The 11,893-nt window shown below is 57.1% G+C and carries 10 protein-coding genes; 7 read left to right on the forward strand and 3 right to left on the reverse strand.

What is annotated here, in order from left to right:
- The first annotated feature begins 150 nt into the window (after positions 1-150).
- Positions 151-888 (forward strand): hypothetical protein, encoded by a 738-nt coding sequence (locus B1C80_RS10145; RefSeq protein ID WP_077921157.1) that lies wholly within the window; start codon positions 151-153, stop codon positions 886-888.
- A gap of 62 nt (positions 889-950) precedes the next feature.
- On the opposite strand, the gene B1C80_RS10150 is transcribed toward B1C80_RS10145, so the two are convergent.
- A complete protein-coding gene (locus tag B1C80_RS10150; RefSeq protein ID WP_077921158.1) occupies positions 951-2,408 on the reverse strand; it encodes a DEAD/DEAH box helicase in 1,458 nt (485 codons plus the stop codon).
- Between the two features lie 278 nt (positions 2,409-2,686).
- A complete protein-coding gene (locus tag B1C80_RS10155) occupies positions 2,687-3,292 on the reverse strand; it encodes a cysteine hydrolase family protein (RefSeq protein WP_077920980.1) in 606 nt (201 codons plus the stop codon).
- Positions 3,293-3,434: 142 nt separating this feature from the next.
- Between B1C80_RS10155 and B1C80_RS10160 the strand changes: the two genes are divergently transcribed.
- The 3 genes from B1C80_RS10160 to B1C80_RS10170 all read left to right on the forward strand — a co-directional run bounded on the left by B1C80_RS10160 (position 3,435) and on the right by B1C80_RS10170 (position 7,332).
- The gene (locus B1C80_RS10160; RefSeq protein WP_077920981.1) at positions 3,435-5,561 is read left to right on the forward strand and encodes a TonB-dependent receptor; all 2,127 of its coding nucleotides are present in this window, start codon (positions 3,435-3,437) and stop codon (positions 5,559-5,561) included.
- Between the two features lie 65 nt (positions 5,562-5,626).
- A complete protein-coding gene (locus tag B1C80_RS10165) occupies positions 5,627-6,259 on the forward strand; it encodes an ATP-binding cassette domain-containing protein (protein WP_077920982.1) in 633 nt (210 codons plus the stop codon).
- Positions 6,259-7,332 carry a hypothetical protein gene (locus tag B1C80_RS10170; protein WP_077920983.1) on the forward strand — a complete coding sequence of 358 codons (1,074 nt, stop codon included), beginning with the start codon at positions 6,259-6,261 and terminating at the stop codon, positions 7,330-7,332. The genes B1C80_RS10165 and B1C80_RS10170 overlap by 1 nt, the downstream gene beginning before the upstream one ends.
- Here B1C80_RS10170 and B1C80_RS10175 read toward each other — a convergent pair.
- On the reverse strand, positions 7,295-8,611 hold the full coding sequence (locus tag B1C80_RS10175) for an aminotransferase class V-fold PLP-dependent enzyme (protein WP_077920984.1): 1,317 nt from the start codon (positions 8,609-8,611) through the stop codon (positions 7,295-7,297). The two genes, B1C80_RS10170 and B1C80_RS10175, sit on opposite strands and share 38 nt — an antisense overlap.
- A gap of 342 nt (positions 8,612-8,953) precedes the next feature.
- On the opposite strand from B1C80_RS10175, the gene B1C80_RS10180 reads away from it, so the two are divergent.
- The 3 genes from B1C80_RS10180 to B1C80_RS10190 are packed head-to-tail and all read left to right on the forward strand — an operon-like array spanning position 8,954 to position 11,892.
- Positions 8,954-10,270 (forward strand): sensor histidine kinase KdpD, encoded by a 1,317-nt coding sequence (locus B1C80_RS10180; protein WP_077920985.1) that lies wholly within the window; start codon positions 8,954-8,956, stop codon positions 10,268-10,270.
- 48 nt (positions 10,271-10,318) lie between these two features.
- On the forward strand, positions 10,319-11,326 hold the full coding sequence (locus tag B1C80_RS10185; protein WP_077920986.1) for a GRP family sugar transporter: 1,008 nt from the start codon (positions 10,319-10,321) through the stop codon (positions 11,324-11,326).
- A 56-nt stretch (positions 11,327-11,382) separates the two neighbouring features.
- Complete coding sequence (locus B1C80_RS10190) at positions 11,383-11,892, forward strand: PPC domain-containing DNA-binding protein (protein WP_077920987.1); 510 nt, start codon at positions 11,383-11,385, stop codon at positions 11,890-11,892.
- Position 11,893 lies beyond the last annotated feature (1 nt).

The following is an 11,893-nucleotide window of genomic DNA, read 5'->3' on the forward strand; positions in this document are numbered from 1 at the left end:
AATTGGTCATAAACGGTTAAATGTACGGAAATAGCGCCACTGTCTAATGATAGGCCATATAACATTTTGCGTTATTCGCTGAATGCCAATGCATCTACCTTTGGAGATTATACGTTTCTTTACAGCCTCTTCACCGTAACGTCCTTCACTATGCGATTTAGCTGCCTCCCCCTCCTGCTGCTGCTTCCGGTATATGGTTTTGCCCAGACAAGCCCGGACAACTCGATGCAGCAAACCACCCGCGACCGAATCAATTTCAGTGGCCTCAAAATACCGGCGAATGGCGTTTTGTTTGGCGTCGACGGACCGCCGGGCCAGATTCTCGGCGACGCCTACCTGGACACCACGTTTCAGGCCGGTACCATCCGGTTTTATGGCCGCATCGGTCAGAGTGACACGCTAGCCGGTGTGCCGGTCCGACTTGATTTGATGGCCAACGAAGTAGAGATACAGGCCAGCCCGGCCGACATACGCGTTGCCAAGGGTCACAGCGTAAAGCGGTTTGCCATGAACAGCAAGCTGGGTGGAGTCAGCCATTTCGTCAATGTGCTCGAGTACCGGGGCGACGCAGATGCGATCAACGGCTTTTTCGAACAGCTGGTTACCGGCCGGGTCGAGCTCCTACTCCACCCGTTTATCTCCGTAAAAAAAAGCACCTACAACCCGGCCCTCAATACCGGTAGTAAAGACGATCAACTGCTTAAAAAAGCCGACTGGTATATTGGTCGGCAAGGGCAGGCTGTCAAGTTTTCGCCCGGCAAAAAAGCGGTTCTGGAGCTGATGGCCGATAGGAAGGAGCAGGTTGAAGCTTATTTACAGGCCGAAAAGCCGGATCTGAAATCGCGGGCAGGACTCGTAGCGCTGTTCACGTTCTATAATCGGTTGTGACCGGCTCGCAGATGAGCCAAAAAAAGCCCAAACTGACGTCTGGGCTTTTTGTATAGTTTCGGTTACTCGGCTGCTGGGGCGGGGGACGGGCTTTGCTCCTGGCCGTTTTCGCGTTTTTCACCCCGCGGCCCCCGCCGACGCTTTTTGCGTCGCTTAGGCTTATCGGCGGGTTGCCCATTCACATGGGTAGCCGAAAGCGGTAGCGCCGGTTCTGCCGAATCAGTAGCCATGGCAACACCCTCGCCTGCCGGCTGCGGCACCGGTTTATCCCGCCGGTCGCGCCGACCTTTTCCGGAACGGTCCGAGCGGGCTTCACCCGATCCGGTACCGGATGGACGCTGGTCATTGGGTCGGCGCCCATCGCGTCCGCCCCGGTTGTCGCCACGGCCTCCGTCTTTACGACGGCCAAACCGCTTGGGGTCGAACACCGGCGACTTGCCCATGCCGAGTTCTTCGGTTATGGATCGTTTGTCGATCTCGCGCTCGATCAGCTTTTCGATGTTAACGATACGATTCTGCTCCTGATCGCTGATGAACGTAATGGCCGTACCGGTCGTAGCGGCCCGCGCCGTCCGGCCGATGCGGTGTACATAATCTTCGGCGTCGCGGGGCGTATCGTAGTTGACCACGTGGGTCAGGTTGTCGATGTCGATACCGCGTGAGAGTACGTCGGTGGCTACCAGAATCGGAAATGCTTTATTCTTAAAATCGCGCAACACCACTTCCCGGTCGTCCTGTTCGAGATCAGAGCTGATGCCCCGTGCTTCGTAGCCCAGCTTGCTGAGCGCCCGTACAATACCGTTCACTTCCGACTTTTTGGACGTGAACAGCACCATGCTCTGAACGGGCTTCTCACTATTCTTGATCAGGTGAGCCAGCAGCGGCAGTTTCTGATTGTCGTAGGCGAGGTAAAACTGCTGATCGATACCAGCCGCCGGTTTCGAAACGGCCAGTCTGATTTCTTCCGGCTCGGTCAGGATCCGTTTGGCAAACTCCCTGATTTTGTTGGGCATCGTGGCCGAGAACAGCAGGGTCTGACGCTTGGCCGGAATCTTATCGACAATGTTCAGGATGTCATCGGAGAAGCCCATGTCGAGCATTTTGTCCGCTTCGTCGAGAACCAGGTAATCGATCTTGTCGAATTTGACGTAACCCAGCTGCATGTGCGCAATGAGTCGGCCGGGGGTGGCGATAATAATATCGGCGCCGGTTTCCAGAGCCTTACGCTGCTTGTCCCAGTCGTCTCCTTTGCCCCCGCCGTAGATAGCGATGCTGTTGGCTTGTACGAAGTAGCCGAATCCTTCTACCTGTTCGTCGATCTGCTTGGCCAGTTCACGGGTGGGCACCAGAATAAGCGTACTGGTATGGTCGTGGTCGGCATGCGAGATTTTGTCGAGCAGTGGAATGAGGTAGGCGGCCGTTTTACCGGTACCGGTCTGGGCACTGGCGATCAGGTCGCGCCCATCGAGAATTTTAGGGATGGCCATTTCCTGAATAGGTGTGGCCTTCAGGTAGTTCATGGCGTCCACGCCAGCCAGCAGGTCGTCGTGGAGATTGAATTCGGAAAATGTCAAGGTGACAGCTTGTAAAAGTGATAAAACGCTGACCCTTCGTTCCCGGTCAGCAAAACCGCTTGATTTGGAACCAAATATACACAAAAAACGGCTCAATCAGGCAGTTTTCGCGCCTGACACCCGTGGTTTCTTTTAAAATAAGGAGCCGTCGCCCGCGTATCGGCTCCGGATTACCAGGAAACCAGTACCCCACGGCTGGTAGTTCGTGCTCGCAGGCTCGCGGTTCAGGATTCATCCAGCAGTTTTGCCAGATCGATCTCATCGGCGGGGGTTATGTCGGCCTTCAGTACCCGCTTCATAAACGCCAGGGCTTCTTCGGTATGAACCGGCGAGCCAGCCACCACGCAGTCGGACGGGATGTACAGCGAGAAGTCGCGTACGTAGGCATCGCTGGCCGTGAACAAAACGCAGGCATCGGCACTGATACCCGTTAGGATCAGCGTTTTTGCTTTCAGATACGCCAGCAGCGTTTCCAGCGTCGTCGCAAAAAAAGCCGAGTGCTTGGGTTTAAGGACCGAATAATCATCGTCGTCGGGCAATAACCGTTCGGCCAGCGGCTGCCCGCGCACCCCATCGTGCAGACAGTGATCCAGCACTTCCCTAAAGTCGGACCGCCATCGACCAAAGTTATCGTTGATGTAAACAACCGGAATGCTGGCGTCTTTACACCGCTGTTTGAGTCGGGCGATCCGATCCGCAGCAGCCAGGGTTGGCGCCAGAAAGTCCGGTCCCTCAGGGAATTCCAGATCGTTGATCATATCGATAATCAGCAGCGCTACCGGGGCGGAGTCGGGCGCATTGCCGTGTAAATCGTCACTTGTGTTGGCCATGAGCGGCTAAAGGGTAATGGATTAATGAACTATCTTCGACCCCAGCCGACAGATCGGCTAAAGAATCGTAGTTGTATAACAACAAAAGCGCGTCATTCGCTCTTTTATCTGCATCAATTCCCCAATCAGTACTCGTTGCCTCATGGTTCAGTTCTCCGTACGATTTACTCTTTTCCTGGTGCTTGGCTATCATGTTGGCAGCCTGGCTCAGCCCCCTGCGCCTACCGCTTCATCTCTGGACGATACCCTGCAACTGAACGAGGTAGTGGTTCGCGGGTACGCATCGAACCGGCGGCTGCTCGAGACAGGCGCATCGATCGGCCTGCTGACCCGGCGGGACCTGAACCAGCGTTACGGAACCCCAACCCTCATACCGGCCCTGAATACCCTGCCCGGTGTCCGGGCCGACGAACGATCGCCGGGCAGCTACCGACTGGCCATTCGGGGCAGCGCGATCCGGTCGCCGTTTGGGGTACGTAATGTGAAAGCATACTGGAACGAACTGCCGCTGACCGACGCCGGCGGCAACACCCCGCTCAACGCGCTCGATGTGCGGTCGCTGGGCCGTATCGAAGTTATCAAAGGCCCGGCCGGCAGCCTCTACGGCGCCGGAACGGGCGGCACGCTCCTGTTCAGTGGCCTGGCGGTCCCGGCGGGCAAAACCAACGTGGAGCTGTCGGCGCTGGGCGGTAGCTACGGTTTATACGGAAACGGCATTGCGGTTCAGACGGGCCAGCAAAACTCGGCGATTACCCTTAGCTACAATCACCTGCAAAGTGACGGATACCGAAACCACAGTGCGCTGGTGCGGGACAACCTGACGCTGGCGGGCTCGTTCAATGTCAGTGACAAACGAACGATTTCCGTGCTGGGACTCTATTCAGACCTGCACTATCAGACACCCGGCGGCCTGACCGAAGCCCAGTATCGGGCCGATCCGCGAGCCTCCAGACCCGCTACCCGAACCCTGCCCGGCAGTGCCGACCAGCGGGCCGGTATTTATCAGAAGTATGGCTACCTGGGCGTCTCGCACGAGTACCGCTGGAGCGATCGGATTCAGAATACAACGGTCCTGTACGGGTCAACGACGGACTTTGCCAACCCGTTTATCACCAATTACCAGAAGAGCGCCGACCAGGGCCTGGGCGGGCGAACCGTCACTCAGTTCCGGCTGCCCAGCGGGCCGCTGCCCACTACCTTTACAGTTGGGGCCGAGCTGCTGCGCACCTTTACCGTTATCCGCAACTTTGGCAACCGCGCCGGTACGCCCGATACGATCCAGACCGACGAAGAGCTGGTTGCCCGGCAAACCAGCCTGTTCGCGCAGGCCGAAACCGAACTCCCGGCCCGCTTCCGGCTTACGATGGGGTTGAGTCGCAACGATGTTCGCTATGGCTTTACCCGCTTCCCGACCCGGGCGGCCGGTGCCTTGCCGGCTGAGCTGCTTACCCGCAACTTTACGCCTGTCTGGTTACCCCGTGTGGCACTGCTTCGCACCTTCGGCCAGACGTTGTCAGCCTTTGCCAGCATCAGCACCGGCTATTCAGCGCCCACCCGCGATGAGGTTCGCCCCTCGGCAGGTGGCTTCAACACAACCCTGAATCCCGAGCGGGGCACCAGCTACGAAGTTGGCATTCGCGGTTCAGCGCTTCAGTCGAGACTTCGCTTCGATGTGGCGGCCTACCAATTCGGTCTGCGCGAAACCATTGTACGTCGGTCTAACGCGGCCGGGGCCGAATTTTTCGTGAACGCGGGCCGTACTGACCAGCGGGGCCTTGAAGCCCAGGCGAGCTACGACCTGGTAGCCCCGACTGGATTTTCGGGCGCGTCAAATGCGGTCGTTTCTCTGCTGAGAATCTGGCAGAATGCCACCCTGACCGACTACCGCTTTCGCAGCTACCAGCAGGGCACGGCCGACCTGTCGAACAATCGGATTCCGGGAGTGGCTCCGGTAACGCTCGTGTCGGGCCTGGATCTGGAACTGAAAGCGGGGGTATATGCCCACCTGACCTATCAGTTTCTGAACCCGTTCCCGCTCAACGACGCCAACACGGCCCTGTCTGATCCAACCCGGCTCCTGCAGGCCACCCTGGGCTTCCGTAAACCCGTTGGCCGGCACTGGACGCTGGATGGATACGTCAGTGGCGACAACCTCCTGAATCAGACCTATTCGCTGGGCTATGACCTCAATGCCGTAGGGAACCGGTTTTATAACGGATCGCCCACCCGCAATGCCCTGGCGGGTATACGCGTGAGCTGGTTGTGGTAGATGAATGAACTAGGGCAACGTATAATCTATCGCTATTTTTGGCCAGACGAAAATGCCCTTATTCCTTGCTCACTGTCACCAACCTTAGCAAAGCCTATTCGGGTCAGCCCGTACTGACGGTACCGTCGTTGCGGTTGCCCGTCGGCATTCATTACTTTCGGGGTAGCAACGGCTCCGGCAAAACCACCTTTTTCCGGACGGTGGCCGGACTGCTCCCCTTTTCGGGGCAGATCGTGCTCAACGAAGCGTACGACCTCAACCGCCATCCGGTGGCGTTTCGGCTGCGGGTCAACTATGCCGAACCCCTCTACCCCGACTTCCTGACACCCCGCGATCTGGCGGGTTTTGTAGGGAAAGCCAAACGAGCACCGGCGGGTCAGGTCAACGAACTGGCCGACTTACTGGGCGTGCATGCGTTCTGGACGCAACCGACGGGTACCTTTTCGAGCGGCATGCTGAAAAAATTGTCGCTGCTGCTGGCCCTGCTCGGCGAGCCGGCTCTGGTGCTGCTCGATGAGCCGCTCACGACGCTCGATGTAGCCACGGCCGCCCGGCTGTTCGATTACATTCGGCAGCTTCACACGCGCCAGTCGGTTTCGTTTTGTCTGACCTCGCACCAGGATGTTAGCCTGACGGGACTTTCACTGACAAGTATGTGGCAGGTGGGTAATGGCGAAATCAGTTCCGTAATAAACTGATGTATACTGTTCTTTACCGTACCCTCGTCCTGCCTTTCTACGTTCGCAACGCCGGTACTTTTCTGGTCGTGGTTCTGCTGGCGTTCGGCTTCATGCGCCCGATGGACCACGAAGCACTGATCACGGCCGCCCTGGGCTCACCCGCGCTCCTGACCGGGGTTATACTCCTCTGGCTGGTGTACACGCTGCGGACGGTCGGCTTTGTCAGAAAAGCACTGGCCGCACCCGACCATCTGTTTCTTCAGACTTTCCGGCTCGTTCCCGTGCGAATTCGCTGGTCGTTGTGGCTTTTACTGGTTGCTCAGCTGCTCGTTCCGGTCGGCGGTTACGCGATCTGGATGCTGGCTCGGGCTGTTCATTACCAGGCCTGGGGGTCGTTTGCGGTCATTCTGCTGACCATGGCCGGTTTGCTGGTCGTTGGCGCTGCCGGGGCCGACCACCGACTTCGCCATCATCCGGCGGGCTCGCTGCGGCTGCCGACGCTGAGCGTCAGGCTCCCCTACTGGCTGTTCTTCCCAGCCTACTGGCTTCGGCATGAACCCTTGTCTTTACTGCTGACCAAGCTACTATCCGGGCTGCTGCTGGTGGGCGTATGCCGGCTTTACCCGACCGACGATTATGACGAACGGCTCCTCCTGATCGGGTTGATGCTGGCTCTGATTACCCATTCGCAGGTGGCGCGGCAACTGAGCACGTTTGAACACCGTTACCTGATCCTGCTGCCCAATATGCCCTTCACCTGGCTCGATCGGCTGCGTCGTTATACGCTGATCTACGGGTTGATCTGGCTACCCGACTGGCTGATTTTGTTCAAAAACCAACCCGCCACTGTCGGGGTCGATTATATGGTCTGGCTCGGGCTGACCGGCTGGGGATGGCTACTCCTGATGCATGGGCTGGCCTACGGGCGCGAGGTATCGCCGGAGCGTTGGCAAACCGCTGTTTTCTGGGCCTTTATCCTGGGTCTGCTGGCCATCATGTTCAGTGTACCGGTGGGCGTCTGGCTGGCTATAGGCTGGCTGGGGGCGGCAGGTATCAGCTTTTCTTCTGCTTACCGGCCAGGGTTTGTTTAGCGGCAATGGCTTCGATAGCCGCTACCAGACGATCCAGATCTTTGGGCGAATGATAGATATGGGGCGTTACCCGAACCCCGCGAATATTTTCCCATTCGATCCCTACCGTATGGATCTTATACTGGTTTAGCAGCTGACCATCAATCTCGGCGGGTTTCATCCCATCGATCGAGAACAGGGCTACCGCACCGGCATACTCGGGCTTGAGCGACGTATGAATACGAACACCCGGCAGCTCACGGACCCGCTCCATCCAGTAGTTTTTGAGGTAGTGCGCCCGGGCAAACTTACGCGCGGAGCCAATGCTGTTATGGAAGTCAACGGCGGTACCAATGGCCATTTCTGACGCAAACGAACGCGTACCCAAGCTCTCGAACTTCCGGATATCAGGCCCGTCAGGTTCATTGTTGGAGAGCAGCGCCCATACGTTTTTGATCTTGTTTTGCCGCACATAAAGCATGCCGCTGCCGAAGGGCGCACACAACCATTTGTGCAGGCTGCTGGCAAAGTAGTCGCACCCCAGGTCAGGTATTTTGAAATCGAAGAGCGCGAAGGAATGAGCCCCGTCGGCGATGACCTCAATTCCCCGCTTGTGGGCTTCGTCAGCGATTTTCCGTACCGGCATCACCTGCCCTATCCAGTTGATCATATGGGTGATATGAACCACTTTGGTTCGGGGCGTAAAGGCTCGGATGTACTGCTGAGCCAGCGCGTCGTCATCTTCGCTGGGCAGGTCGAGGTTCAGGTACACGAGTTTGATCCCGTCCCGTTTCTCGCGCTGCTTCCAGGCATTGAGCATGTTCGGATAGTCCTGTTTGGTAAGCACTACCTCGTCACCGGCTTTCAGATTTAATCCGAAAATAACAGTGTTCAGACCCTCGGTAGCGTTTCGATTGATGGCGATCTCTTCCGACGAACAGCCCGCCAGATCGGCCAGTTTGCTGCGGAGGGCTTCGCGACCCTGATCCAGAATCCGCCACATGTAGTAGGATGGCGCTTCGTTGGCGTACTGATAGAACCGGATATGGGCGTCCTGCACAACTTTTGGTTGCGGACAAACGCCCCCGTTGTTCAGATTCAGGAGATTGGGCGAAACCGTGTACTCGGACTTCACCCACGCCCAGAAATCCTCATCCTGCGCCCATTCCGCGGCCGACTTCAGCGCTGTACCGGGTGCAGGCATTGGGTTGGCAAACGTGTCGGGGAGAAACGTCGGGAGTGTAAGCGCAGCGCTGGCCGCAGCGGCCGACTGACGAAAAAAAGTGCGACGGGTTGACATAACAGGCCGTATGGATTAGACTAGACGATCTAAGGCAAAACTACCCTTTTTACGTTGTCTTCCTAGAAAAAATCCCCATTTTGCCTTATATTTTATTGAATTCTATTCATAATGCCAAATCTTATAGAAGTAACCACTTCTTCAACTGTCGGTGTTGTACTGTGTGGGCTAATCGGCCAATTCTGGCGGTCTGGAAGTCTTCCCGTGGCCAGTCTCTCACCCACGCAAAACCTTTTGGCATGTTTACCAGTCAACTAAGGGCAATACTGCCTGTACGACTGCATGTCCCGGCGCCAGTTTGTTGGTACCGGTCCGGCATGTAGTCCTGACGAATTCCATTGTATGAACGCACGCCCTGCTGATCAGCCAAACGCAATCTCCGAGCTAACGGCTTTTCTGTTCAATCGACGGGAAACGCTGCTTAACAACTGGCGCTCTGCCTGCGAGTCGGACCCTTCTCTTCGCAAGATCACGGTGCTAGCGCGCGAGGAGTTCAATAACCTGATGCCGATTATACTCGACATTCTGGAGCAACAGCTGCTGGGTAAAGTGCCCGATAACGACCCCATTATTGCGGCCAAGTCGCACGGACTCCATCGCTGGCAAAAATCATTGGCCCTGCCGGAACTGCTGCGGGAGCTGAACCACCTGTCGGTTATCCTGTTCGATGAGCTGAAACTGTTTCGGGAGTTGTTCCCGCATGTTGATCCGGATCTGGTACTACAGGCCCAGCAGCAGATTCTGGTTTTGATGAACGAGACCATACGGGGCAGCGTCACCAAACACGATGAATTACAGCGGCTTCAGGCTGCCAACCGGGCTTCGAGCCTGGAGCAGGCCCTGCATGAGATGGAAGAGCTGTCGCGCCAGCGTGGCGATCTCCTCCGTAAATCATCCCATGATTTGCGGAGTGGGCTGGGGTTGAGCATGGGGGCCGCTTACTTTCTCCGGATGGACGATCTGAGTCCGGAAGAACGCCAACAGTTCATGGATATGCTCAACCGCAATCTGACCCATGTGCAGTCGATGCTGACCAACCTGATGGATCTGGCTCGCCTGGAAGCGGGTCAGGAGCCCCTGCAGCTGGAAGAGTTCGATGCAGCCGCTCTTTTAGGCGACCTGGTTGCCAGCGTAAGCCCAATGGTGGCAGAACGGGGCCTGATCATACGGGCCGACGGGCCGGAAAGTCTGAAGGTTAAGTCTGACCGGGTTAAGATCTACCGGATTGCGCAGAACCTCATCCTGAATGCACTGACCTACACCCCCTCCAGCCCGGATCGCCCCGGCATGGTGTCTATATCCTGGTCGGCAGAGAATGACTGGCGGTGGGGATTCAGTGTTCAGGATTCGGGCCCGGGTCTACCCGACGATCTGATGGAGCTGTTCCATAAACAGCTTAAACCGACTGTTGAAGAAACCAGCGTGCTGGCTCCCGAAGAAGGCCAGCCGACGCCCATGCCCCCCAACGATGACCATCAGGTACCGACCGGGCAACCGCTCGGCCAGCTGATGGCCCGCTCAACCGAAAAAGGCGAAGGCGTTGGTTTACAGATTGTTAAACGACTCTGTGAACTGGTGGGTGCCAGTCTGGAAATAGAGAGTATCAAGGGACGAGGCACCCTGTTTCGGGTGCGGATGCTCGTTCAGCAGTTCGATTAACTCGCAACCCGGGTCGTAGTCTAGTCCACCACTCTTCCTGTACAGCCCATGTTTAGTACGAACCAACCGACCGTAGCCATCATTCTCTGCCTGCTGACCATGCTGCTCTGGGGCTCCTGGTCAAATGCCCAGAAATACGTGACCCAGTCAGCCCCGCTTTACGTCTTTTATCGCGACTACGTGTACGGCATTTTCCTGACTGCCCTGGCCCTGGGGTTTACGCTGGGCAGTTTCGGCGAAGAGGGCAGGTCACTGTTCGACGATATGGGCCAGGCAACGACAAAGGCCCTGCTGCTGGCGGTGGCGGGCGGGCTGGTTTTCAATATCGGCAACACCTTACTGACAGTCGGCATCAGCATGGCTGGTATATCGATCGCCATGCCGGTTGGAACGGGCTTATCCCTAGCCATCGGGCTGGTCGTCAACTACCTCGCCGAACCACAGGGGAGCGTCTGGTTGCTGGCCCTGGGCGGGGCAGCCATATTGGGGGCCATGGTGTTCAGTGCACTGGCCTATCAGAAAAAGCAGAAAAAGGCCGATACCGGAAAAACACCCGACGACACCCGCGGGATCTGGATCGCGCTGGCGGGCGGACTGGTTGCGGGCTTCTTTTTCCGGCTGATATCGAGCGCGCTGGTTACCGACCATACGTCGCCCGAACCGGGTTTGCTCACCCCGTATACAGGTTTGCTGTTTTTTGCCCTTGGTATCCTCATCAGCAACTCACTGGTCGAATACCTGGTCCGCCGGTTCATCCTGACCGACGAATCTGGCCAGCCGACGTACGGGCAAACTCCATTCCGTACTCATCTGGCAGGCATCGGGGGTGGTTTCATTTGGGGGATCGGTATGATTGCGCTCCTGCTCGGTTCCAAACAGGCCGGCGACGCGGTCTCGTACGGGCTTAGCCAGGGGGCTACCGTTGTCTCGGTTCTGTGGGGGTTATTCGCCTGGCACGAGTTCAAAGAGGCCCCGTCGACAGCCAATCGATACTTATGGCTGATGGGCGGGGCGTACCTAGCTGGCCTTGTCCTGATTATCCTGGCCCGCTCCTGACCGGCATGGGTAATGAATAAACCGACCGTATTCCAATTCACTTAATTGACCCAGTCATGCGTATTACCTTGTTTATACTACTGGCATTCTGCACTGTTTTTGTCAGTGCGGGGCAGGCGCAACCAGCCAAAAAACAAACCAGAAACTACATGACTACGCCAACGGGTTACCTGGTGGTATTACAGCAGGGCGACAATGTGCTTCAGGAACTTGAACAGCTTACCCGGCAGGAGGCCATTCCCAGCGCCAGTATTACCGGGCTGGGTTTTGTTCATCCGACGTTCGGCTTCTGGAACGCAGCTACCAAAACCTACGATCCGAGAGCGTTGCGCGACACCGAGCTGGTTAGCCTGACGGGTAGCATTGCCTGGCAGGACAACAAACCGGCCCTTCATCTGCACGGTGTGGTTGCCGACAAAGAGTTCAAAATAACCGGAGGGCACATTCTGGCCCTGGAGGTGGGCACGGGCTCGGTAGAAATCATGATTATCCGGCACCCGGATCGGCTCGTTCGGGAGATCGATTCCAAAACGGGAGCAGCCGTTTTACAAATTCCCAACCGGTAGC

The organism is Spirosoma sp. 209 (assembly GCF_002006735.1).
GTDB lineage: Bacteria > Bacteroidota > Bacteroidia > Cytophagales > Spirosomataceae > Spirosoma > Spirosoma sordidisoli.

Bases quoted from the DNA above. Each gene is read 5' to 3' on its own strand.
- B1C80_RS10175 (WP_077920984.1), bottom strand. From the start codon at position 8,611: ATGTCAACCCGTCGCACTTTTTTTCGTCAGTCGGCCGCTGCGGCCAGC.
- B1C80_RS10170 (WP_077920983.1), top strand. From the start codon at position 6,259: ATGTATACTGTTCTTTACCGTACCCTCGTCCTGCCTTTCTACGTTCGC.
- B1C80_RS10180 (WP_077920985.1), top strand. From the start codon at position 8,954: ATGAACGCACGCCCTGCTGATCAGCCAAACGCAATCTCCGAGCTAACG.
- B1C80_RS10160 (WP_077920981.1), top strand. From the start codon at position 3,435: ATGGTTCAGTTCTCCGTACGATTTACTCTTTTCCTGGTGCTTGGCTAT.
- B1C80_RS10155 (WP_077920980.1), bottom strand. From the start codon at position 3,292: ATGGCCAACACAAGTGACGATTTACACGGCAATGCGCCCGACTCCGCC.
- B1C80_RS10150 (WP_077921158.1), bottom strand. From the start codon at position 2,408: ATGAACTACCTGAAGGCCACACCTATTCAGGAAATGGCCATCCCTAAA.
- B1C80_RS10185 (WP_077920986.1), top strand. From the start codon at position 10,319: ATGTTTAGTACGAACCAACCGACCGTAGCCATCATTCTCTGCCTGCTG.
- B1C80_RS10145 (WP_077921157.1), top strand. From the start codon at position 151: ATGCGATTTAGCTGCCTCCCCCTCCTGCTGCTGCTTCCGGTATATGGT.
- B1C80_RS10190 (WP_077920987.1), top strand. From the start codon at position 11,383: ATGCGTATTACCTTGTTTATACTACTGGCATTCTGCACTGTTTTTGTC.